The following is a 22,086-nucleotide window of genomic DNA, read 5'->3' as shown; positions in this document are numbered from 1 at the left end:
AAGTGCAGTCCCTTACGCCCGTCCGGGAGGCCGTCGAACAACGGGCCGCAACCCAGCCCGACTTGCGCGATGTGTTCTTGTGCCACGCATGGGGCGACCGTCAAGGAGCCGCCAGGGAACTGCGCGAGCTACTTGTGGCCGCTGGTGTCAAAGTCTGGTTCAGCGAGGACGACCTTCCGCTGGGAGTGCCGATGATGCGCGCCATCGACAAGGGCCTCGCTGCCTCGCGCATCGGCCTCGTGCTGGTGACGCCTGCGTTGCTGGAGCGTCTGCCTAACGAGAGCGTCGCCGACAAGGAATTGTCGACACTGCTCTCAAAGAATTTACTCTTGCCCATCATTCACAATACGACGTTTGAGGCACTGCTCGAAGTTAGCCCGATGCTGGCCTCCCGAAGTGGCTTGAGCACAAAGGAAGACACCATGGCGGTGATCGCCGCGAAGATTGCCGAACTGGTTCAAGTTCTCAAAGCCGACTGATCCTGAACACTTATCGAGCAACGTTTTAGGAGCCGCAGGTGCCACGGTTCTTGGTTTACAAGCGCACGCATCCTCACGATCCGAGCATTGAGGGGGTGTTCGGCAATCAAGATTGCATGGGCCAAGTCCGTGGATTCAACTACGACGTTGTAGTCGGCATTGGCGGCATCGGTGCTGAGGCGCGCAGCCACGGCATCAATAGGCGCCTGAACTGGATCGGCATCGGACCGATCCTCGGCCCAGACCACGCCAATCGCGGTCACCCAACTTTCACCTTCAAACATTTCGTGTTGCAGGAGCACACTGGCGCCTATTTCGACACGCACTGCCCGCGACTGGCTGAAGCAATGTACGACAGCGGCTGCCGTTTCCGCCTCAATCACACTGCCGAGCACATCCAAGAGTTGAACCGGCTGGTGGCGTGGGCGAAGCGAAAGTCAGGCCCAAGCGGTTTGTACGTCGCACCCGAACTGCTCGCTGAAGCAACTGACGACCATTGCCCTCGGCCAGATTGCACGCCAACGGGCTGCCCCCCGAAACCGCGCCGCCGGCGCGGTGGTGTTTGCTGAAAGCTGTTATGACCGCTGCTGCAACTTGCAGTATTGGCCCGGTTGACTTCAAGCTACGGTTTCCGCCGTAGGCGGGGGAACGGGCTCATCGGCCAGCTCATCGAGCACCGCGAACACTCCATCAAGATCGTCGCGATAAAACGCGATGTAGTTCGATGTAAAGACGCATCGCCCGCTGGCGTGCAGGCCTCTTTCCTTGATATGTTCGCGATGCTGTCGCCAATAGCGCGCCATCTCCTTCGCATCTAATCCCCCAGGAAGTTCAGCCTTGGTCGCGACGTAGCCCTCCTCATCACCGCCCGAAAGGAATGAGTTACTTAGATGCCCCAGGCAGTAGTCAAGAAATAGAAGCACGTTGTCCTCGTGGATCTCGGGGTTGAAGCAGGTGCCAAATACGTAGTCATTCATTGCCTTTGCTATGCCACCACTGTCTTCAACGCCATCTTCGTCATAGTGTCCACAGCCGACACCAGAACCGTTTGGGGGACGCAAATTGCTAAGTTGGTAGACCACGAACAACTTGACAATTGAACGCGCTGAAGCGATACGCCGAGCCATCGTATTGTCGGCATGCTCAGACTGAGGGTCGCGCGATGCTTCTTCATTGAGCTTTTCGAAAGCTATGCCGAGGAACGCTTCAGCTAACTCTCCATCTACTTCCGCAAAGAAATTTCGCCGTGAATCGATGTAGGTCTGCTTGAACAGCGCGAACACCTCTTGCGACAGCTTCCTCATTCCCATTAAGGCGAGCTCGCTGACAAGTCCAGACGTTGCAGCCTTCGAATCTTGATGGACGATGAGTGCTGTGTACACGTTGTGCAGTTGACCCTGACGATCAGCAGAGCATTGAAGCCTGAACAACATGAGGTCATGCCAGCCAAGAACGCCACGATCGGGACTCGCAAGTCGCTGAAGCAAGCCTTTCCCTCGATAGGCCTGCTCTCCGAAGATCCGCCACGCAATCTCTATGACGTTTTCAGCGCTGTTTGGGAGGCGTCGCCCAGATGTCCTTCCCCAACCGGCCCGCTCCAACAGTCGCACTAAGGAATAGATTGATCGCTGACGTAATCCTCGGTCGTTATTCTCGAACGCGGAGTACCGCGGCAAATACTCGATGAGCGTGTTCAAGGCGTCTTCAGCCAAAACGCTGGTGAAGTCGTGAGACTCATTGACTAGTACCCGCCAGAACTGATCGTGAGCATGCTCTCCTCGCATCAACTCAAAGTCTGGCGCTTCTAGTACCGAAGCGATAGGTTCGCCCTTTCGCACTCGTTCTACCGCGTCTTGGTACAGAACAAACGTATCTTGCGGCTCAGGAGTTGCGAACCGAACGATGAGCTTGAGGTACGCCTCCAAGTTCCTCAAGTCGCTGCTGTTGAAACACGCGCGAGACCTAAGAACCGACTCCTCCATGTTGTCTCTGCTGCCAATTTCTAGAGTTTCGGCGTCAAACAACTGTGTCAGCAGGAACCACGCGGTTGCTTGCAGTTCGCCCTTCAACTGCGCGAATGCCGCATCATTCTTGAATTCTCGATCCTCGTACGCGCGCCGCAGTGAGAAGGTTCCGCTTCGACCCTCAGTTTCCTCGGCATAAATACGCCGGAACAAGCCCGGATAGTTCAGATGCAGCAACATGAGGTTGATGAGGTCGCGCTTGCTGAAATCGGTTCTGCCCAAGTTGGACTTTTCGATCTGCATCAGGAGCATCGCATTGACGAAGCGCTTCACTTTGCGCAGGTCGCCAACAAGAGGTAGGTAGTTCGCGGCCAGCTTGCTATCCAGTATGTCTGCAAGCTCGTTGAGCACGGCCCCGAGTTTGACCATCGTGTCAGACGGCACCGAGCCAAGTTGGCTTTCATCGTGCTCCCAATCGCGCCGCAAGAAGTCACGAAGACTGGAGCTATCGACGAACAGACTCAGCTTGACTGTCACAAACTTCTCGAGAAACTCGCGTGCCCTAGGACCATCCTCCTTGCTTCCCGCAAGCACTTCAGTGTCATAGCAGAGGACATATGTGGCCTGAGACAGCTTGAATGTCCGCCTCGTTGCGAACAGGACATTGTTTGTGGTCTTCGCGTCCAGGCGATCCAAGTCATCAATGACGATGATTACGCGGCGGTCAATGCGGCGGAGAACTTCGTCAATGTCATCGAGGAGTTCATCGACCGTTTCCTGCGAAGGCTCCATCGACAGCTTGAATCCCAAGAAGGAAAAATCGGCTTTTCCTTTTAAGAGTCGTGAATATCGCGATGCCGCAGGTCTGAATTCTGGGACGAAGACTTCACCTTGAATCGCGGCCGACAGATCGCGGATCAATCGATCTGCGAGATCAGGCTCCGTGGCGTAGCGAAGCGGCTCAAAGCGACAAACAATGACCTTGTCCGCAGCACTTTTCCAATAGCGCTCCGCCAGATTAATGAAGCTTGTTTTCCCCACACCCCATGGACCGTCAACCCCAAAGACCAGTCCTGGATGCGCGCCGCTTGCAAGAACAGTTTCGGCGAACGACTTGGCCTGCGCTTCGCTTGCAAGTAGATCGTCCTTCTTCTCATCAATCTCCTCGTCCGCGATAAAGCGCAGTTGCGGAGCTCGTACTTTCTTTCTCGGCCAATAGTTCTGCAAGATAGGGGACAGGAGTACGAAGCAGAGAAGAATCAGAATAGCCGGAGCCCAATTTGGATCTGCAGATTTGAACGCCGCGTGCATCTTCACAAGCCAAGGCGAAGCTAGTTCATTCGACCAAACTCCGATGACCATCGCCACCAGCAGATCAATCCGACAGCTCTGCCCAATACGTGCGGCAGTCAAGTGCCCATTTCGCTTGAATGCATAAGCTAGGCAAAGTGCAATTCCGGCCAAGATTCCAACGACTTTTATGCAGAGTGCAACTTCGATCAGTCGTGGGGCGAAGTTGGCGCCAAGGTAGAAAGCCAACCGAAATATCTCCGTTCCGACGAAGCCAACAACGAACATCTTGGCGAAAACCAAGAGTTCGGGCATCTTCATGGTTGGTTTCTTAGCTGCCATCAGCTCATCCTCTGTATGTGCTTGGACCGGCCACTCGCATGCTGAGTGGCATCGCGATACACCGCGATTGCGCGGAAGCATAGCTGCCGCTTATAGATATCGGCTTCAGTGCCAAGAGTGGATCTCCAAGATGCACATCATGAAGAACCTCACCCCATCTGTAGAGAACATTGAGCGCAGTCGTGCCAAAGTCGACCGCAACCGGCACCATCCCTTCGAACTTCTGCTTCTCCACCGCCCGTGTCACGCGAAAGCTCAGGCCTCGCACTCATCTGAAATCCGTCGCGGCCGTCGCCCCTCAACCCCACAGCCGCACTCCCCGTGCACAGGGCGCCGGGTACTCCCCGCAGCGAAATAAAGGAGGAGGCCGAAGGCCGGGGGACATTCGCGGAGGGGAGTACCCGGCGCCCTGTGCACACGCCCCGAAAGCCGCTCCAAGAGCCGGCCCGAAGGCCGAGCGGCTAAGGAAACCCCCGATACATGAATGGTCATGGACCCCCTAGCATCGGTAACAGTTTCCCTGTCGAGGTGTACGGAACGCGTCCCGGCGTCCGCCCGGTGACATGGCGTTCGTGCGTGCCTCACTGACCATCCTGCGATGACAACTCCACCCGAGTCCGGCCCCACGCTGGACGCCGCCAGCCCCATTCCCCCTGACATCGAAGCCGCAGACGAACCGACCAAGGTTCCCCTTGCCATCGAGGACTGGCTCACGGTCATCATCATGGGCGCGCTGGCGCTCATCACTTTTGCCAACGTCATCGTCCGCTACTTCACCGATTCTTCCTTCGCCTGGACGGAAGAGTTCTCGGTGTTCCTGATGATCATGCTGGCGCTGGTGGCCGGCTCGGCCGCGGTGGCGCGCGACCGGCACATCCGCATCGAGTACTTCTCCGAAAGCGGCTCGATGGCGCGGCGCAAGCGGCTGGCGCAGTTCGGCGCGCTGATGATCGCGGTGCTCTTCACGCTCATCGGCGCGCTGAGCATCCGCATGGTGTGGGACGACTACCGCTTTGAAGAGACCACGCCCGGCATCGGCTTGCCCGCCTGGTGGTATTCGATGTGGCTGCCCATCGTGTCCTTCGCCATCGCGCTGCGGGCCGTGGGCCTCATGATCCGGCGCGGCCGCAAGACGAACTACGACTCGGACAGCAAGGGCGACGCATCGTGATCGCCACCCTGCTCTTCGTCGCCTTCGTCGTGATGATGCTGGTGGGCGTGCCCATCGGCGCCGCGCTGGGCCTGGCGGGCGCCGCCTGCATCGCGCTGGCCAACAGCGACGCCCAGTGGTTCGGCCTGCTGGCCGTGCCGCAGAACTTCTATGCGGGCCTGGGCAAGTATCCGCTGCTGGCCATTCCGATGTTCGTGCTGGTCGGCTCCATCTTCGACCGCTCGGGCGTGGCGCTGCGCCTCGTGAACTTTGCGATTGCCATCGTGGGGCGCGGCCCGGGCATGCTGCCGCTGGTGGCCATTGCGGTGGCGATGTTCCTCGGCGGCATCTCGGGCTCGGGCCCGGCCAATGCGGCGGCCGTGGGCGCGGTGATGATCGCGGCCATGTCGCGCGCGGGCTACCCCGCGCCCTACTCGGCCAGCGTGGTGGGCGCTGCGGCGGCCACCGACATCCTCATTCCGCCTTCGGTCGCCTTCATCGTCTACTCGGTGCTGGTGCCCGGCGCCTCGGTGCCGGCGCTGTTCGCAGCCGGCATGGTGCCCGGCGTGATGGCGGGCCTGGCGCTGATGATTCCGGCCGTGTGGCTCGCCCGCAAGCACAAGATGGGCGCGCTCGAGGCCACGCTGCCGCGCCCGCCCTTCTGGAAGAGCTTTCGCGAAGCGACCTGGGGGCTGGCGGCGCCGGTGCTTATCCTCGGCGGCATGCGCGCGGGCTGGTTCACGCCCACCGAGGCGGCGGTGGTGGCGGTGTTCTACGGCCTCTTCGTGGGCATGTGCATCCACCGGACCATCAAGGTGCGCGACCTGTTCGTGATCTTGCGCGAGTCGGGCGAACTCTCGGCGGTGATCCTGCTGGTGGTGTCGCTGGCGGGCATCTTCGCGTATTCGCTCTCGACGCTGGGCGTGATCGACCCGGTGACGCGCGCCATCGTGAACTCGGGGCTGGGCGAGTACGGCATCCTGGCGCTGCTGATACTGCTGCTCATCACGGTGGGCATGTTCCTCGACGGCGTGTCGATCTTCCTGATCTTCGTGCCGCTGCTGCTGCCCATCGTGCAGTACTACAAGTGGGACCCGGTGTGGTTCGGCGTGATCCTCACGCTGAAGGTGGCGCTGGGCCAGTTCACGCCGCCGCTGGCGGTCAACCTCATGGTGTCGTGCCGCATCGCGAAGGTGCGCATGGAGGAGACCGTGCGCTGGGTGGGCTGGATGCTGTTCTCGATGTTCGTGGTGATGGTGCTGGTCATCGTCTTCCCCGAACTCGCCTTGTGGTTGCCGCGCAAGCTGGGGTATTGAAATGCAGGCAGCCGAACGCAGAGGGCGCAAAAGTTTCGCGAAGGTCGCAGAAGGAAGACCAAAATTTTTCAGAACTTCTGCGACCTCTGCGAGACCTTTGCGACTTCTGCGTTCGGCTGTTCCGCTGTCCGTTTTTTGACAACGAGGAGATAGATCAGATGAAATTCCGCCGCACCCTGCTCGGCCTCGCAGCCGCAGCCACCGCCCTCGGCATGTTCTCGTCCGGCGCCATGGCGCAGGCGGCCTACAAGCCAGAGTACAAGATGTCGCTGGTGCTGGGCCCGCCCACGCCCTGGGGCCAGGCCGGGAAGATCTGGGCCGACCTGGTGAAGGAGCGCACGCAGGGGCGCATCAACATCAAGCTGTACCCGGGCGTGTCGCTGATCCAGGGCGACCAGACGCGCGAGTTCAGCGCGCTGCGCCAGGGCGTGATCGACATGGCCGTGGGCTCGACCATCAACTGGTCGCCGCAGGTCAAGCAGCTCAACCTGTTCTCCATGCCCTTCCTGATGCCCGACTATGCGGCCATCGACGCGCTCACGCAGGGCGAGGTCGGCAAGGAGATGTTCAAGACGCTCGATAAGGCCGGTGTGGTGCCGCTGGCCTGGGGCGAGAACGGCTTCCGCGAGATCACCAACTCGAAGAAGCCGATCAAGTCGCCAGCCGACATCAAGGGCATGAAGATCCGCGTGGTGGGCTCGCCCATCTACTCCGACATGTTCACCGCGCTGGGCGCCAACCCCACGCAGATGAGCTGGGCCGACGCGCAGCCCGCGCTGGCCAGCGGCGCGGTCGACGGGCAGGAGAACCCGCTCTTCCTGTTCACGGTGCTCAAGATGCAGACGGTGGGCCAGAAGTTCGTGACCACCTGGGGCTACGTGGCCGACCCGCTGGTATTCGTGGTCAACAAGGAAATCTGGGCCTCGTGGACGCCGGCCGACCAGGCCATCGTGCGGCAGGCCGCCATCGACGCGGGCAAGGAAGAGATCGCCATCGCACGCAAGGGTCTGGTGGAAGCCGACAAGCCGGTGCTGAAAGACATCGCCGGCATGGGCGTGACCGTGACCAGCCTCACGCCTGAAGAGCGCGCCGCGTTCGTGAAGGCGACGCGGCCGGTGTACGACAAGTGGAAGTCGACCATTGGCGCCGACCTGGTGGCGAAGGCCGAGCAGGCCATCGCTGCGCGCAAGAAGTAATCCGAGTAATCCCGACAGCCGCCGCGCCTGCTCAGGCGCGGTAGCGGCTGGGGTTCGCTCCGGCCACCTTCTTCATCAGGCGCCGCAGTGCCGTGGCGTCCTGATAGCCCACCGCCCCCGCCACCTGCTCGACCGTCATGCGGCTGGATTCGAGCAGCGCGCGGGCGCGCCGCAGCCGCACGCTCTGCACCAGCGCCTGCGTGCTCTTGCCGGTGGCCTTGTGGATGTGCCGCGAGAGCGTGCGCTCCGACATGCAGAACTCGCGCGCCAGTTCGCTCACTGCAGGCGCCTCGGGCAATGCCGATTCGACGCGCGCCGCGAGCCGCGCCACCAGGTCGTTGCCGCTGGCGAGCACCTCCGCCGCGATGAACGGCGCCTGCGCCTGGCGGCCGTCGATCAGCAGCATGCGCGAGACCAGATCGGTGAGCGCGCTCCCGCAGCGCTCGCGCAGCAGGTGCAGCATCAGGTCGGTCTGCGCGAATGCGGCGCCTGCGGTGACCACGGGGCCGTCGGAGCACACCATGCGGTCGGCATCGACGGTGCAGCCGGGTGCCATGCGTGCTAGCAGCGGGGCGTACCACCATGAGACCGTCGCGCGCCGGCCCTGCAGAAGGCCGGCGGCGTTGAGCAGGAACACTGCCGAGCACGAGGCCGCGACCTGGCCGCCTGCCTTGGCGTGGCGCGCGAGGGCGGCGATGGCCTTGGCTGCGTCGTCGGTTTCGAGGCATCGACGGATCTCGCCCGGTGTGTTGAGGCCGAGCCCCGGCACCACCCAGGTGGAGCGATCGTCGCGCGGGCGCACGGGCAGGCGCGTGGTGTCGAGGCTCATGCCCGCGCGCAACTGCACCGGTCCGCCATGCACCGAGCACAGCCGCCAGCGAGGCGGCGCGACGCCCGCGCGCGGGGCCATCGCTTCGGCTGCTCCGAGGATGTCCATCGTGACCGCGACGCTGGAGTTGAAGGCGCCAGGCAGCACCAGCACGGTGAAGTCATGCATCTGGAGGGTTGGCCGATAAAGCCTCAAAGGAGTCGAATTGGACACTGCCATTGTGGTGAGGCCGAACGTCCAATACAAGCTTCGTGGCTTTCGCAAGACCTGAACGGCAAAGGAACCCCATGTCACAGCAACGCCCCCTGACCGAAGACGACCCGCTCGACGACTTCACCGCGCGCCAGATCACGCTGGACGGCATCGAGAAGAAGGTCTACGTCATGGGCCGGGGCCCGGCCGTGATCGTGATGACCGAGATGCCCGGCATCAGCCCGCACGTGGCGCGCTTCGCGCGCTGGGTGCGCGATGCGGGGTTCAGCGTCTACATGCCGTCGCTCTTCGGCCGCGACGGCGCCGTGCCCGGTGCGGAAGAAGGCATCGCGGTGTTCAAGCGCGCCTGCGTGAGTGCCGAGTTCCGCGCCTTCGCGGCCAACGAGTCGAGCCCGGTCACGCAGTGGCTGCGCGCGCTGGCGCGGCTCGCGCACGCGGAGTGCGGCGGGCCCGGGGTCGGCGCGATCGGCATGTGCTTCACGGGCAACTTCGCGCTTTCGATGATGCTGGAGCCCGCGATGCTCGCGCCGGTGATGTGCCAGCCCTCGCTGCCGATGGACAAGCCCGAGGCGATGAATATGGCGCCTGAAGAGCTGGCTGCAGTGCGCGAACGGCTGGAACGCGAAGACCTGACCGTCATGGCCTACCGCTTCGAGGGCGACAGGCACTGCAGGGCGCAGCGCTTTGCGGCCTTCTCTCAAGCGCTGGGCGAACGCTTCGTCGCGCGCGTGCTGCCCGACAGCGCGGCCAACACCCGGACGCCGCCCTTCTTCGCACAGGTGGTGGCGAGCCCGCACAGCGTGGTGACAGCGCACCTGATCGACGAGGTGGGACAGCCCACGGTGGCTGCGCGCGACGAGATACTGGCTTTCTTCGCGCGGCGGCTGCGGCCTGATTCGAACAGGGACTGAGCAAGCGGCGTTTTCGCAACAGGCGGTGCACGGCTTCGGGCCGCCGCAGATGAAACCTCTGCGCGTGCTTTGCGCACTTTCCGATTCGGTTGCGCGCGGGCTCTAAAGCCTTGGTCTACGCAACGTTGCGGGTGCTCGCGCAGCAGCCGAAAATGCGTGCGCGATCAGGTGTCCGCGGCGGGTGTTGCTCTGGCAGACTGACTTGAAAGGCGCACTCTTCTTCAGCGCCTGCAAGGAGGTTCCTTCATGCATTCCAGGGCTGCTGCAGCGGCAACGCCGTCGTCATTGCCATCGCGCCTCGCGGCGACGATCTTCCCGATTCTTCTTCTCGGACTCGCCGCCCTCTTGACCACCAGCCTCATCGCCCCGAAGGCCCACGCCGCCGACGCCAGCACTGCCGCCACTACAGCGGCCACGACGCACACGCTCATCATCGACACCGACCCCGGCGCCGACGATGTGATCGCGCTGCTCTTCGCCATGGCGTCGCCCGAGCAGCTGAAGATCCAGGCGCTCACCACCGTGGCCGGCAACGTGCCGCTTGCCAAGACCTCGCGCAACGCACGCCTGGCGCGCGAGTGGGCGAAGCGGCCCGACATCGCCATCTACGCCGGCGCACCCCGCCCGCTGCTGCGCACGCCGATCTACGCGGCCGACATCCACGGCAGCGAAGGCATCACCGGCGTGAAGGTGCATGAGCCCAGCCAGCCGCTGGCCGACGGCAACGCGGTCGACTACCTGATCCGCACGCTGCGCGCCGCGCCCGAGAAGAGCGTGACGCTCGCGATGCTCGGCCCCGAGACCAACCTCGCGCTCGCACTCACCCAGGCACCCGACATCACGCGCGGCCTGCGCGAGCTGGTGCTCATGGGCGGCGCGCACTTCAACGGCGGCAACATCACGCCCACGGCGGAGTTCAACGTGTTCGCCGATCCGCACGCGGCCGAGATCGTGCTCAAGAGCGGCGTGCCCATCACCATGCTGCCACTGGACCTGACGCACAAGGTGCTCACGAGCCCCGAGCGCATCGCAAAACTGCGCGGCCTGGGCAACCAGGCCGGCAGGACGGTGGCCGACATCCTCGACGCCTACGTGCAGCACGACATGCAGTACTACGGCCTGCCCGGCGGCCCGGTGCACGACGCCACCGTGATCGCCTACCTGCTGCAGCCCTCGCTCTTCAGAGGCCGCAAGGTGAACGTGGAAGTCGACAGCCGCGAAGGCCTTGGCTTCGGGCAGACGGTGGTCGACTGGTACGGCGGGCTGAAGAAGCCGGCCAACGTGAACTGGATCGCGGAAGGCGATGCGCAGGGATTCTTCGATCTGCTGACGCAGAGGATTTCGCGGTTGCCTTGACGGTCCCTGCTTCAGATCGCCGCTTCGCCTTCGCGCGAAGCCTTCAGCCCGGAATGTTCGGCTCCACCAGCTGAGCCAGGGAAACCAGCGACTCCTGCCACCCCAGGTAGCACATCTCCGTCGGGATCATTTCGGGAATGCCTTCCTGCACGATCGAGACGTCGGTGCCGCAGGACACCTCGATCAGCACCACGGTGGTCTTCATCGTGCCCGGAAGGTTCGCGTCGTCGAAGGCCGCGTCGTAGGCGATGCGCTTGCCCGGAACGAGTTCGAGGTACTTGCCGCCAAACGAATGGCTGTTGCCGGTACCGAAGTTGGTGAATGACATGCGCCAGGCGCCGCCCACCACCAGCTCCATCGCGTGGACCTTGCCGACGAAGCCGAAGGGCGGCAGCCAGCGCTCGAAGGCGCCGGGCTGGACGAATGCGCGGTAGACCTTGTCCGGCGAGGTACGAAGGACGCGATGCAGACGGACGGTGTTGGTAGCCATGATTGATTGCTCCTGAAGAAAATCGAGGACGACCCTCGATAGCACGTCGGATGAGCCTGATGAAAATCGACAGGCGCCGAGATCAGGGAAAACCCGTAGCCGCAAGACATAGCCTGGCCGAAAGCAAGAAAGCCGCGCTGCCCGAGGACAGCGCGGCTTTTGCTTCCTGGCCTTGCGGCAGCCGATCAGTGCTGCAGGATCTTGTTGAGGAAGTCCTTGGTGCGCGGCTGGCGGTTTTCGGGGTGGCCGAAGAACTCGTCCTTCGAGCAGTCTTCCAGGATGCGGCCGCCCACGTCGATGAAGATCACGCGGCTGGCGACCTTGCGGGCGAAGCCCATTTCGTGCGTGACCACCATCATGGTCATGCCTTCCTTGGCGAGGTTCACCATCACGTCGAGCACTTCGCCGACCATCTCGGGGTCGAGCGCCGAGGTGGGCTCGTCGAACAGCATGACGATGGGGTCCATCGACAGCGCACGGGCGATGGCCACGCGCTGCTGCTGGCCGCCGGAGAGCTGGCCCGGGAACTTGTCCTTGTGCGCCATCAGTCCCACGCGGTCGAGCATCTTCAGGCCGCGGGTCTTGGCTTCGTCGGCCGAGCGGCCGAGCACCTTGATCTGGGCGATGGTGAGGTTCTCGGTCACCGACAGGTGCGGGAACAGCTCGAAGTGCTGGAACACCATGCCGACCTTGGAGCGCAGCTTGGGCAGGTTGGTCTTGGGGTCGTGCAGCGGGATGCCGTTGACGGTGATCTCGCCCTTCTGGAAGGGCTCGAGCGCGTTCACGGTCTTGATGAGCGTGGACTTGCCGGAACCCGACGGGCCGCACACTACCACCACGTCGCCCTTGGCGATGCTGACGGAGCAGTCGTTGAGCACCTGCACCGGGCCGTACCACTTCGATACGTTCTTGATTTCGATCATTTTTTCGGACATTTCTTTCTCCGGTTAGCCACTCAAACTGTCAGCGGATGATGGCGATTTTCTTGTGCAGGCGTTTCACCAGCCAGGAAAGGGCGTAGCACATGACGAAGTACACGACGGCGGCCAGCAGGTAGGCCTCTTCAGGACGGCCGAAGTTCTTGCCGGCGGTCTCGAAGCCCTTGAGCAGGTCGTAGGCGCCGATGGCGTAGACCAGCGAGGTGTCCTGGAACAGGATGATGGTCTGCGTGAGCAGCACCGGCAGCATGTTCCGGAAGGCCTGGGGCAGGATGACCAGCTTCATGTTCTGGCTGTAGGTCATGCCCACGGCCATGCCGGCGAAGACCTGCCCGCGCGGGATCGACTGGATGCCGGCGCGCATGATCTCGGAGAAGTAGGCCGCCTCGAAGCAGATGAAGGTGATGACGGCCGAGGTTTCGGCCCCGATGGGGCGGCCGATCACGAAGGGCACCAGCAGGAAGAAGCCCAGGATCACCATCACCAGCGGCACGGAGCGCATGCCGTTGACGTAGGCCGCGGCGGGAAAGTCCAGCCACTTCTTGCCCGACAGGCGCATGAGCGCCAGCAGGGTGCCGAAGAAGATGCCGCCCAGCGTGGCCACGGCCGTCAGGATGACGCTGAAGTAGAAGCCTTTCAGCACATAGGTGCTGATGAGGCTCCAGTTGTAGAAGGAAAAGTCGAGACCCATCATGTCAGTGGCCTCCCGTACCGCCGGCGGCGACGAAGCCCGGCACGCGCACCTTGCGCTCGATGAAGGTCATGATGCGGTTGATCAGCATGGCGCTGATGACGTAGAGAGCGATCACGCCGATGTAGATCGGGATCTGGGCCGAGGTCTCTTCACCGGCCTGCAGGTAGAACTGCGTGAGCTCGGGAATCGACACCGCGAAGGCCACCGACGAATTCTTGAAGATGTTCATCGACTCGCTGGTCAGCGGCGGCATGATGATCCGGTATGCCATGGGCAGCAGCACGAAGCGGTAGTACTGCGGCGTCGTGAAGCCCACGGCCATGCCCGCGTAGCGCTGGCCGCGCGGCAGCGCCTGGATGCCCGAGCGCAATTGCTCGGCGATACGCGCCGAGGTGAAGAAGCCCAGCGCGCAGACCACCAGCACGAAAGGCGGCAGGTCGCGCATCGGCGGGATCATCTTGGGCAGCACGAAGTACCAGATGAACACCTGGACCAGCAGGGGGACGTTGCGGAACAGCTCCACCCACGCGTTGCCGAACCGGACCAGCCAGGGGCTGTCGGGCAGCGTGCGCAACGTGCCGATGATCGAGCCCACGACCAGCGCCAGGAACAGGGCCGTGAGCGCCACGCTCACGGTCCAGCCCCATGCAGTCAACATCCATTGCAGATAGGTCTGGTCCGATCCGCGTGCGAAGCAGCTTGCGACCACTTCATTGGTGAGCGTGTCCTGGCAAAAGACCGACATGTCCAGGTTCAGCATCCATCCTCCTTCGCGGGTCAGGGCCCGCGCCCATTGCATCGAAAAGCCCGCGTCGGCAGGGTGCCGCGCGGGCTTGGCTTTTCAGGTCTCGCGACGCCTTACTTGGGGGCGTAGGCTTCCATGGGCTTGTCGTTCGGGTTGGCCCATGCGGCCTTGGTGCCTTCCGAAGCCGGCATGTTCAGGTTGACGTTGTTCGGGGGGATCGGCTGCATGAACCACTTGTCGTACAGCTTGGCCAGCGAGCCGTCCTTGATCTGGCGCACGATGCTGTCGTCGACGGCCTTCTTCAGCTTGGCGTCGCCCTTGGGCAGCATGCAGGCGATGGGCTCGACCGACAGCACTTCGCCGACGATCTTGAAGTCCTTGGGGTTCTTCGACTTGGCGGCGTTGGCGGCCAGGATGGAGCCATCCATCACGAAGGCATCGGCGCGGCCCGATTCGAGCAGCAGGAAGCTGTCGGCGTGGTCCTTGCCCATGACTTCCTTGAAGTCGACGCCTTCGGCGCGCTTGTTCTTGCGCAGCGTCTGGACCGAGGTGGTGCCGGTGGTGGTGGCCACGACCTTGCCCTTCAGGTCGGCGATGCCGTTGATGCCGGAATTGGCCTTGGTGAGGATACGGATTTCTTCCACGTAGGTGGTGTAGGCGAAATCGACGTCCTTCTGGCGGGCCGCGTTGTTGGTGGTGGAGCCGCACTCGAAGTCGATGGTGCCGTTCTGGACCAGGGGCACGCGGTTCTGCGAGGTGATCACCTGGTAGTTGATGGTCAGGGGCTTGCCGAGGTCCTTGCTCAGGTCCTTGATGATGTTCTCGGCCATTTCGGTGTGGAAGCCGACGTACTTGCCGCCGCCCAGGGTGTAGGCCAGGCCGGAAGAGTCACGCACGCCGAGGTTGACTGCGCCGCGCTCCTTGATCTTGGCGAGGGTATCGGTGGCCTGCGCGAACGCGCCGGTTGCCACGAACGCCGTCACTGCCAGCGCGAGCAATTGCTTTTTCATCAGAAGACTCCTTGGGAAATAGACAGAAAGAAACAAATTCTAGACACACACCGTGCTTGGGCACATCGGTAACCACCCCGGTGCACGGCACACTGAATGTGCAGTTTCGCGCAGGGGTGGGCGCCCGTCTGGTGCGAGGGCCTCTTCATGACGCCGATGGCAGGGGGTTAGCAGCCTTCGTGCCTGTCGGCACGGCCGCGGGGGGAACGGGTGCGGCCAATCTTACAGGTTGCGTCAGGTTCTCCGGCACCAGCAGCGCGTCCATCTCGGCACGGGTCATGATGCCCAGCGACTCGGCCACCAGGTCGATCGGACCGCCCGTGGCCAGGGCGGTCTTGGCGATGAGCGCGGCCTTCTCGTAGCCGATGAGCGGGTTCAGCGCCGTGACCAGCGTGACCGACTCGCGCACCCGCTTCGCAAGGAACTCGCGGTTGGCCTCGATGCCTTCCACGCAGTTGTGCTGCAGCGTGGTGCACGCGCGGCCCAGGTGCTGGATGCTCTTGAAGAGGCTCCAGCCCATGATCGGCTCGAAGGCGTTGAGCTGCAGCTGGCCGGCTTCGGATGCCAGCGTCACGGTGATGTCGTTGCCGATGACCTCGAACGCCACCTGGTTCATGACTTCCGGGATCACCGGGTTGACCTTGCCCGGCATGATCGACGAGCCCGCCTGCCGCGCCGGCAGCCGGATCTCGCCGAAGCCGGCCTGAGGGCCGCTGGAGAGCAGCCGCAGGTCGTTGCAGGTCTTGCTGAGCTTGGTCGCCACGCGCTTGAGCACGCCCGACAGCTGCACGAAGGCGCCCGTGTCCTGCGTGGCCTCGACCAGGTTGGCGGCCTGCTTCAGCGGCACGCCGGTCTGCTCGGCGAGGTACTGGCAGGCCAGGTTCGCGTAGCCGTGCGGCGCGTTGATGCCGGTGCCGATGGCGGTGGCGCCGAGGTTGATTTCCTCGATGAGGGCGCGCGCCTCGCGCAGGCGGGCCTCGTCCTCCTCGATCATGACGGCGTAGGTCAGGAACTCCTGGCCCAGCGTCATGGGCACGGCGTCCTGCAACTGGGTGCGGCCGATCTTGAGGATGTCCTTGAACTCCAGCGCCTTGGCCTCGAAGGCGCGGCGCAGCGAAGCCATCGACTCGAGCAGCCGGCCGATGGCGAACCACAGCGCCAGGCGCACCGCGGTGGGGTACACGTCGTTGGTGCTCTGGGAGGCGTTGACGTGGTCGTTGGGGTGCAGCACGTCGTAGCGCGCCTTCTCGTGGCCCAGCTTCTCCAGCGCGAGGTTGCAGATGACCTCGTTGGCGTTCATGTTGGTCGAGGTGCCGGCGCCGCCCTGGATCACGTCGACCACGAACTCGTCGAGCAGCTTGCCCTCGACGATGTCGTCGCAGGCCAGGATGATGGCCGCGGCGCGGTCGCGGTCGATGGCGCCGAGGTCGGCGTTGGCCCGGGTGGCGGCCTTCTTCACGTAGGCCAGCGCGCGCACCAGGTCGGGCATGGCCGAGATGCGGGTGCCGGAGATGGGGAAGTTCTCGACCGCTCGCGCCGTATGCACGCCCCAGTAGGCGATGGCGGGGATCTGCTTCTCGCCGAGGAAGTCGTGTTCCGTCCTGAAATTGGAGCTCATGGGAGGTTCCTCGGCTTAAAAAAAAGCACGCGCAGGGCGCGTGCCGTGGGTTGGGATCGTGACAGCGAAAAGCAGCCGCGACTGTAGTGGCGCCGGATTCGGTGCGCCAATGCCTTTTGCGGGAGGGCCTATGCGCGGCATTTATAGATTGTGCGATGCACAAATTCCGGTGAAGCCGCCCTGGCGTCAGCGCTGCGGCTGGGTGCCGACGAGATAGGACCACAGCGCATCGGCCGTGCGCTTGGGCTGCAGGGTGTCGGCCGCCTTCAGCGCGGCGCGGCCGGCGCCGGCCTTGAGCGGAGCCGGTGTGCCGGGGCGCTCCCGGTACGCGCGGATCTCCATGGTCGCCTCCAGGCTGTCGATCTCCGGCGGCAGCGCGCTCACCAGCTTGCGCGCCTTGATCTCCTTGCGCACCGCGCTCTGCGGCAGGAAGGCGATGCCGTGTCCTTCGAGCGCCATCACCTTCAGGCCCTCGGCCATGTCGGTCTCGTAGACCCGGTCGAGGTGGATGGCGGTGCCCGATTCCTTCAGCAGCTGGTCGACCACGCGGCCCAGGTAAGCGCCCGGCGCATAGCCCAGGTACGGGAGCGGCTGGCCCGGGCGGCCCGGCAGGCGGTAGCGCGGCGCGCCCTCGGCGTCGGCCTTGACCCAGGGGGCCACGGTTTCCTGGCCGAGGCTGACCATCTCGTACTTGTTGGCGTCGAGCTGCAGCGGCTGCGAGGGGTGGTGGTAGGCGATCAGCAGGTCGCAGCTGCCTTCGACGAGGCGCAGCACCGCGTCGTGCACGTTGAGCGCGATCAGCCGGCTCTTGATGGGCCCGAAATGCTCCCTGAGGCTCGTCACCCAAGAGGGGAAGAAGGTGAAGGCCAGCGTGTGCGGCACCGCGATCTCGATCACGTCCTGCCCGGCGGCCGAGTGGCCGCGCAGCATGGCGCGGGTGCTCTGCAGCGACTGCAGCATCTCGATGGCCTGGCTGTAGAGCGTCTGCCCCGCAGGCGTGAGCCGGGTCGGGTACGAGCTTCGGTCCACCAGGTCGGTGCCGGCCCAGCCTTCGAGCGCCTGGATGCGGCGGGAGAACGCCGGCTGCGTCACGTGCCTCAACTGGGCCGAGCGGCTGAAGCTGCGGGTTTCCGCAAGGCTGATGAAGTCTTCGAGCCACTTTGTTTCCATACGCGGCGATTATGCGAGCGCCGCGCCATACTGGGCGCCCCCTCCTTTTCCCTCATCCGCCATGCCTCAAGCCGACCTGCTCGACCTCAGCGCCACCGAACTCTCCCGTCGCATCGCCGCGCGCGAGGTGTCCTGCCGGGAACTGATGCAGGCCTCGCTGGCCCGCATCGAGGCGCTGAACCCGCGCTTCAACGCCATCGTGTCGCTGCGCGATCCGCAGCAGTCGCTGGCCGAGGCGGACGAGCGCGACGCCGAGCTGGCACGTGGCGAACGGCGCGGCTGGATGCACGGCTTTCCGCTGGCGGTGAAGGACCTGAGCCATGCCGCAGGCCTGCCGACCTCCATGGGTTCGCCGCTGTCCCCGCGCTCCGCCGCCCGCGCAGACAGCCTGCACGTGGCGCGCGCCAGAGCCGCCGGCGCCATCGTCATCGGCAAGACCAACACGCCCGAGTTCGGGCTCGGCTCGCACACCTACAACCCGGTGTTCGGCATCACCCGCAACGCCTACGCGCCCGAGCGCAGCGCGGGCGGCAGCAGCGGCGGTGCGGCCGTGGCGCTGGCCCTGGGCATCCTGCCCGTGGCGGACGGCAGCGACATGATGGGGTCGCTTCGCAACCCGGCGGCCTTCAACAACGTGATCGGCATGCGGCCCTCGCGCGGGCGCGTGCCGGGCAACCCCGACGAGGAACTCTTCTTCCAGCAGCTGGGCTGCGAAGGCCCGATGGCGCGCACGGTGGAAGACGCGGCGCGGCTGCTGGCCGTGCAGGCGGGCTTCGACGCGCGCGTGCCGCTGTCGTCGCCGCACGCCCTGACCTCGCCTGACGAACTGCGGCTGGAGGGCGACGCCAAGGGCCTGCGCATCGGCTGGCTCGGCAGCATCTGGCCCGACCTGCCGCTGGAAGCCGGCATCCGCGAACTCGGCGAGAAGGCACTCGGCACCTTCCGCGACATCGGCTGCGAGGTCGAGCCCTGCACGCTCGACGTGCCTCGCGAGCACAACTGGAGCGCCTGGCTGCGACTGCGGCAGCTGCTGGTGGGCGGCAAGCTGGGCGCCTACCTGAGCGATCCGAAGCTGTTCGCGCAGCTCAAGCCCGAGGCGCAATGGGAGATCGAGCAGAGCCGGCACCTCGACGCGGCCTCGCTCTACCAGGCTTCGGTGTACCGCTCGAACGTGTACCGTGCCTTTCTCAAGCTCTTCGAGCGCTTCGACTTCGTGCTGGCGCCGACGGCGCAGGTCTTTCCCTTCGACGCCGAGCTGCACTGGCCTTCCGAAGTGGCCGGCGTGAAGAGCGACACCTATCACCGCTGGATGGAGATCGTCACGCCCTTCACGCTGGCAGGGCTTCCGACGCTCAACGTGCGCGCGGGTTTCGGCGAAGGCGGGCTGCCGATGGGACTGCAGCTGGCGGGGCCGATCTATTCGGACCTCGAGGTGCTGCGGCTCGGGCATGCGTATGACCAGGCATGCGGCTGGGCGGCGCGCCGCCCCTCGGTATTGGCTTGACTCCCTCCCCCGGCGGGGGAAGGAGCAGATGCATCAGATCGGCGTGACGACGCCGCGCCCCGCGAAGTGCCCTTCGGCATTCGCGAGGAAGTGGTCCACCGACTTCTGCGTCGCCTCGGGCGACCAGCCCGCCATGTGCGGCGTGAGCAGCACGTTGTCCAGCCCGATCAGCGGCTCGGGCCGCTTCGGCTCGCTCTCGTACACGTCGAGGCCTGCACCGGCGATGCGGTTCTCGCGCAGCGCCGCGGCCAGCGCCTCGGTGTCGACCACGCTGCCGCGGCCGATGCTCACTACGTAGCCCCGCGGCCCCAGCGCGTCGAGCACTTCGGCATTGACCAGGTGCTTCGTCGCCGGTCCGCCCGGCGCGGCCAGCACGAGGAAGTCGGCCCATGCGGCGAGCGACTTCAGGTCGTCGAAGTAGCGCTGCGCCGCGCCCTCCTTCGGCTTGCGGTTGTGATAGCCCACTTCCATGTCGAAGGCCGCGGCGCGCTTGGCGATCTTCTGGCCGATGGTGCCCATGCCCAGGATGCCCAGCTTCTTGCCCGACACGTTCGGCGGCTGCGGGATCGCTTCGCGCCACACGCCTTCGCGGCACAGCCGGTCGAGCTTGCGGAACTCTCGCACGATGCCGATCAGGAGGCCGAAGGCATGGTCGGCCACGCAGTCATCGTTGGTGCCGGCACCGTTGGCGGTCGCGATGCCGCGGGCGCGCGTCACCTCGAGCGGCACGCCTTCGTAGCCCGCGCCCATGCAGCAGACCAGCTCCAGCGCGGGCATCGCGTCGATCTCCTCGGGCGTGATGCCGATCACGCCGATGGTCAGCACCGCACGAAACTTCCTGCCGTGCTCGGCAATGGCAGCCGCGCGCTGCCCGGGGTCGAAGGCGTAGGTCATGTCGTAGACCTCGGCGATCTGGGCCTGGTGGGCGCTCGAGAGGCTGTTGAGCACCAGCAGGGGTATCTTGTTCGGCACGTCTGAACTCCTGGAATCGATAAAAAAGAAGGAACGGATGATCGCGCTACATCAGCGGTGCTGCTTCGCTCTTCTGCAAAGCCCACATCTGCGCGTAGCGCCCCTGCTTCGCGAGCAGCTGCGCATGCGTGCCGCGCTCGACGATCACGCCGCTTTCAAGCACCAGGATCTCGTGCGCATCGACCACCGTCGACAGCCGGTGCGCAATGACCAGCGTGGTCTTGCCCTGCGCGGCATTCTTGAGTTCGGACTGGATCGCGCGCTCGTTGGCCGAGTCGAGCGCCGAGGTGGCCTCGTCGAAGATCACGATCGGCGGATTCTTCAGCAGCGTGCGGGCGATGGCCACGCGCTGCTTCTCGCCGCCCGAGAGCTTCAGGCCGCGCTCGCCCACCGTCGTTTCGTAGCCCTTGGGCGTGGCGACGATGAAGTCGTGGATGCGCGCGGCGCGGGCGGCGGCTTCCACCTCTTCACGCGTGGCGCCCGGGCGGCCGTACGCGATGTTGTATTCGACGGTGTCGTTGAAGAGCACCGTGTCCTGCGGAACGATGCCTATGGCCTTGCGCACGCTCGACTGCGTCACTTCGCGGATATCCTCGCCACCGATGGTGATGCGGCCTTGCTGCACGTCATAGAAGCGGTACAGCAGCCGCGCCAGAGTCGACTTCCCCGAGCCCGAGGGGCCGACCACGGCCACCGTCTTGCCGGCCGGGATCTCGAAGCTCACGTGCTTGAGGATGGGCCGCGCGGGCTCGTAGGCGAAGCTCACGTCCTCGAAGCGCACCGTGGCATCCACGCCGGCCAGCGGCTGCGCGCCGGGCGCGTCGCGCACCTCGCGCTCCTTTTCCATCAGCACGAACATCTTGTCGAGGTCGGTCAGGCTCTGCTTGATCTCGCGGTAGATCACGCCCAGGAAATTGAGCGGAATGTAGAGCTGGATCATGAAGGCGTTGACCATCACCAGGTCGCCCAGCGTCATGCGCCCGTCGACCACGCCCGAGGTCGCGCGCCACAGCATCAGCACCAGGCTGATCGCGATGAGCGCCTGCTGGCCGGTGTTGAGCATGCTCAGCGTGCGCTGGCTCTTGATGGCGGCCTTGCGGTAGCGGTCGAGGCTGGCGTCGTAGCGGCCGGCCTCGAAGTCCTCGTTGTTGAAGTACTTGACGGTCTCGTAGTTCAGGAGCGAATCGACCGCGCGGCTCTGCGCCACCGAGTCGAGCTCGTTCATGGTCTTGCGGAACTTCGTGCGCCACTCGGTCACGGTGACGGTGAAGACGATGTACAGCACCAGCGCCGCCACCGTGATCCACACGAAGAAGGCATCGAACTTCACGCCCAGGATGGTGAGCACCAGGACCAGCTCGATGATGGTGGGCACGATGCTGTAGAGCGACATCGAGATCAGCGAATGCACGCCGCGCGTGCCGCGCTCGATATCGCGCGTCATGCCGCCGGTCTGGCGCTCCAGATGGAAACGCAGGCTCAGCGAATGCAGGTGGCGGAACACCTCCAGCGCGATCTGCCGGGCCGTGCCCTCGGTGGCCTTGGCGAAGATCAGCTCGCGCAGTTCGCTGAACAGCGAGGTCGAGAAGCGCAGCAGCCCGTAGGCCAGCAGCAGCCCGATGGGCACGATGAGCAGCGCCTGGGCCAAGTCCGGAGCACCGGGCTTGGGCGTCATCGTGTCGACCAGGTTCTTCAGCAGCACCGGCACGCCGACGTTGGCCACCTTGGCGCCGACCATGAAGGCCAGCGCGGCGAGCACGCGCCACTTGTACTGCCAGAGATAGGGGAACAGCCGGCGCAGGGTCGCCCAGTCGGAGCGATCGCCTGCGGGTGCCGGCGCCTGGCCGCCGGCGGCGTGGGAGGAAGGAAGGGCTTCGCCGCTGCGGCGCATGGGGGACA

The 22,086-nt window shown here is 64.5% G+C and carries 19 protein-coding genes; 8 read left to right on the top strand and 11 right to left on the bottom strand.

Going from position 1 to position 22,086, the window contains the following annotated elements:
• Positions 1 to 2 precede the first annotated feature (2 nt).
• Both ABL844_RS04455 and ABL844_RS04450 read left to right on the top strand, forming a co-directional pair.
• Entirely contained in the window at positions 3 to 479 is a 477-nt protein-coding gene (locus tag ABL844_RS04455) for a toll/interleukin-1 receptor domain-containing protein (RefSeq protein ID WP_418130590.1), read from the top strand.
• A gap of 50 nt (positions 480 to 529) precedes the next feature.
• Positions 530 to 1,048, top strand: coding sequence for a hypothetical protein (locus ABL844_RS04450; protein WP_418130589.1), 519 nt, complete (start codon positions 530 to 532; stop codon positions 1,046 to 1,048).
• A 48-nt stretch (positions 1,049 to 1,096) separates the two neighbouring features.
• Here ABL844_RS04450 and ABL844_RS04445 read toward each other — a convergent pair whose 3' ends face one another.
• Entirely contained in the window at positions 1,097 to 4,054 is a 2,958-nt protein-coding gene (locus ABL844_RS04445; RefSeq protein ID WP_418130588.1) for a KAP family NTPase, read from the bottom strand.
• A gap of 619 nt (positions 4,055 to 4,673) precedes the next feature.
• Between ABL844_RS04445 and ABL844_RS04440 the strand changes: the two genes are divergently transcribed.
• The 3 genes from ABL844_RS04440 (at position 4,674) to ABL844_RS04430 (ending at position 7,737) form a co-directional block, all read left to right on the top strand.
• Entirely contained in the window at positions 4,674 to 5,246 is a 573-nt protein-coding gene (locus ABL844_RS04440; RefSeq protein WP_418130587.1) for a TRAP transporter small permease, read from the top strand.
• Entirely contained in the window at positions 5,243 to 6,541 is a 1,299-nt protein-coding gene (locus tag ABL844_RS04435; protein ID WP_126021517.1) for a TRAP transporter large permease, read from the top strand. The genes ABL844_RS04440 and ABL844_RS04435 overlap by 4 nt, the downstream gene beginning before the upstream one ends.
• A gap of 158 nt (positions 6,542 to 6,699) precedes the next feature.
• On the top strand, positions 6,700 to 7,737 hold the full coding sequence (locus ABL844_RS04430) for a DctP family TRAP transporter solute-binding subunit (protein WP_418130586.1): 1,038 nt from the start codon (positions 6,700 to 6,702) through the stop codon (positions 7,735 to 7,737).
• A 31-nt stretch (positions 7,738 to 7,768) separates the two neighbouring features.
• On the opposite strand, the gene ABL844_RS04425 is transcribed toward ABL844_RS04430, so the two are convergent.
• Positions 7,769 to 8,734: a GlxA family transcriptional regulator gene (locus ABL844_RS04425; RefSeq protein WP_418130585.1), complete on the bottom strand. Its 966-nt coding sequence runs from the start codon at positions 8,732 to 8,734 to the stop codon at positions 7,769 to 7,771.
• A gap of 119 nt (positions 8,735 to 8,853) precedes the next feature.
• On the opposite strand from ABL844_RS04425, the gene ABL844_RS04420 reads away from it, so the two are divergent.
• Positions 8,854 to 9,690 carry a dienelactone hydrolase family protein gene (locus tag ABL844_RS04420; protein WP_418130584.1) on the top strand — a complete coding sequence of 279 codons (837 nt, stop codon included), beginning with the start codon at positions 8,854 to 8,856 and terminating at the stop codon, positions 9,688 to 9,690.
• A 246-nt stretch (positions 9,691 to 9,936) separates the two neighbouring features.
• Complete coding sequence (locus ABL844_RS04415; RefSeq protein ID WP_418130583.1) at positions 9,937 to 11,046, top strand: nucleoside hydrolase; 1,110 nt, start codon at positions 9,937 to 9,939, stop codon at positions 11,044 to 11,046.
• Positions 11,047 to 11,089: 43 nt separating this feature from the next.
• On the opposite strand, the gene ABL844_RS04410 is transcribed toward ABL844_RS04415, so the two are convergent.
• The 7 genes from ABL844_RS04410 to ABL844_RS04380 form a co-directional block, all read right to left on the bottom strand.
• Positions 11,090 to 11,536: an SRPBCC family protein gene (locus ABL844_RS04410; protein WP_418130582.1), complete on the bottom strand. Its 447-nt coding sequence runs from the start codon at positions 11,534 to 11,536 to the stop codon at positions 11,090 to 11,092.
• Between the two features lie 185 nt (positions 11,537 to 11,721).
• A complete protein-coding gene (locus ABL844_RS04405) occupies positions 11,722 to 12,459 on the bottom strand; it encodes an amino acid ABC transporter ATP-binding protein (protein WP_126021710.1) in 738 nt (245 codons plus the stop codon).
• 40 nt (positions 12,460 to 12,499) lie between these two features.
• Complete coding sequence (locus tag ABL844_RS04400; RefSeq protein WP_418130581.1) at positions 12,500 to 13,168, bottom strand: amino acid ABC transporter permease; 669 nt, start codon at positions 13,166 to 13,168, stop codon at positions 12,500 to 12,502.
• Between the two features lies 1 nt (position 13,169).
• Positions 13,170 to 13,928: an amino acid ABC transporter permease gene (locus ABL844_RS04395; protein ID WP_375792069.1), complete on the bottom strand. Its 759-nt coding sequence runs from the start codon at positions 13,926 to 13,928 to the stop codon at positions 13,170 to 13,172.
• A gap of 98 nt (positions 13,929 to 14,026) precedes the next feature.
• Positions 14,027 to 14,923 carry a transporter substrate-binding domain-containing protein gene (locus ABL844_RS04390; protein WP_126021523.1) on the bottom strand — a complete coding sequence of 299 codons (897 nt, stop codon included), beginning with the start codon at positions 14,921 to 14,923 and terminating at the stop codon, positions 14,027 to 14,029.
• A gap of 145 nt (positions 14,924 to 15,068) precedes the next feature.
• A complete protein-coding gene (locus ABL844_RS04385) occupies positions 15,069 to 16,541 on the bottom strand; it encodes an aspartate ammonia-lyase (RefSeq protein WP_126021524.1) in 1,473 nt (490 codons plus the stop codon).
• Positions 16,542 to 16,727: 186 nt separating this feature from the next.
• Positions 16,728 to 17,711, bottom strand: a complete 984-nt coding sequence (locus ABL844_RS04380) for a LysR substrate-binding domain-containing protein (protein ID WP_126021525.1) — start codon at positions 17,709 to 17,711, stop codon at positions 16,728 to 16,730.
• Positions 17,712 to 17,772: 61 nt separating this feature from the next.
• Here ABL844_RS04380 and ABL844_RS04375 point away from each other — a divergent pair, with 61 nt between their 5' ends.
• On the top strand, positions 17,773 to 19,215 hold the full coding sequence (locus ABL844_RS04375; RefSeq protein WP_418130580.1) for an amidase: 1,443 nt from the start codon (positions 17,773 to 17,775) through the stop codon (positions 19,213 to 19,215).
• A 33-nt stretch (positions 19,216 to 19,248) separates the two neighbouring features.
• Here the strand turns inward: ABL844_RS04375 and ABL844_RS04370 are convergent, their stop codons facing one another.
• Both ABL844_RS04370 and ABL844_RS04365 read right to left on the bottom strand, forming a co-directional pair.
• Positions 19,249 to 20,187: a 2-hydroxyacid dehydrogenase gene (locus ABL844_RS04370; RefSeq protein ID WP_418130579.1), complete on the bottom strand. Its 939-nt coding sequence runs from the start codon at positions 20,185 to 20,187 to the stop codon at positions 19,249 to 19,251.
• A gap of 46 nt (positions 20,188 to 20,233) precedes the next feature.
• On the bottom strand, positions 20,234 to 22,078 hold the full coding sequence (locus ABL844_RS04365; protein ID WP_418125832.1) for an ABCB family ABC transporter ATP-binding protein/permease: 1,845 nt from the start codon (positions 22,076 to 22,078) through the stop codon (positions 20,234 to 20,236).
• Positions 22,079 to 22,086 lie beyond the last annotated feature (8 nt).

The organism is Variovorax sp. 278MFTsu5.1, assembly GCF_048305045.1.
Lineage (GTDB): Bacteria > Pseudomonadota > Gammaproteobacteria > Burkholderiales > Burkholderiaceae_C > Variovorax > Variovorax guangxiensis.
Note: the sequence above shows the minus strand (reverse complement) of the source record. Positions and strands in the feature narration are given on the sequence as shown.

What these genes read in the sequence shown, in the direction of transcription:
- ABL844_RS04445 (WP_418130588.1), bottom strand. Translation starts at nt 4,054, where the DNA reads ATGAAGATGCCCGAACTCTTGGTTTTCGCCAAGATGTTCGTTGTTGGC.
- ABL844_RS04440 (WP_418130587.1), top strand. Translation starts at nt 4,674, where the DNA reads ATGACAACTCCACCCGAGTCCGGCCCCACGCTGGACGCCGCCAGCCCC.
- ABL844_RS04430 (WP_418130586.1), top strand. Translation starts at nt 6,700, where the DNA reads ATGAAATTCCGCCGCACCCTGCTCGGCCTCGCAGCCGCAGCCACCGCC.
- ABL844_RS04425 (WP_418130585.1), bottom strand. Translation starts at nt 8,734, where the DNA reads ATGCATGACTTCACCGTGCTGGTGCTGCCTGGCGCCTTCAACTCCAGC.
- ABL844_RS04420 (WP_418130584.1), top strand. Translation starts at nt 8,854, where the DNA reads ATGTCACAGCAACGCCCCCTGACCGAAGACGACCCGCTCGACGACTTC.
- ABL844_RS04415 (WP_418130583.1), top strand. Translation starts at nt 9,937, where the DNA reads ATGCATTCCAGGGCTGCTGCAGCGGCAACGCCGTCGTCATTGCCATCG.
- ABL844_RS04410 (WP_418130582.1), bottom strand. Translation starts at nt 11,536, where the DNA reads ATGGCTACCAACACCGTCCGTCTGCATCGCGTCCTTCGTACCTCGCCG.
- ABL844_RS04405 (WP_126021710.1), bottom strand. Translation starts at nt 12,459, where the DNA reads ATGATCGAAATCAAGAACGTATCGAAGTGGTACGGCCCGGTGCAGGTG.
- ABL844_RS04400 (WP_418130581.1), bottom strand. Translation starts at nt 13,168, where the DNA reads ATGATGGGTCTCGACTTTTCCTTCTACAACTGGAGCCTCATCAGCACC.
- ABL844_RS04395 (WP_375792069.1), bottom strand. Translation starts at nt 13,928, where the DNA reads ATGCTGAACCTGGACATGTCGGTCTTTTGCCAGGACACGCTCACCAAT.
- ABL844_RS04390 (WP_126021523.1), bottom strand. Translation starts at nt 14,923, where the DNA reads ATGAAAAAGCAATTGCTCGCGCTGGCAGTGACGGCGTTCGTGGCAACC.
- ABL844_RS04385 (WP_126021524.1), bottom strand. Translation starts at nt 16,541, where the DNA reads ATGAGCTCCAATTTCAGGACGGAACACGACTTCCTCGGCGAGAAGCAG.
- ABL844_RS04380 (WP_126021525.1), bottom strand. Translation starts at nt 17,711, where the DNA reads ATGGAAACAAAGTGGCTCGAAGACTTCATCAGCCTTGCGGAAACCCGC.
- ABL844_RS04375 (WP_418130580.1), top strand. Translation starts at nt 17,773, where the DNA reads ATGCCTCAAGCCGACCTGCTCGACCTCAGCGCCACCGAACTCTCCCGT.
- ABL844_RS04365 (WP_418125832.1), bottom strand. Translation starts at nt 22,078, where the DNA reads ATGCGCCGCAGCGGCGAAGCCCTTCCTTCCTCCCACGCCGCCGGCGGC.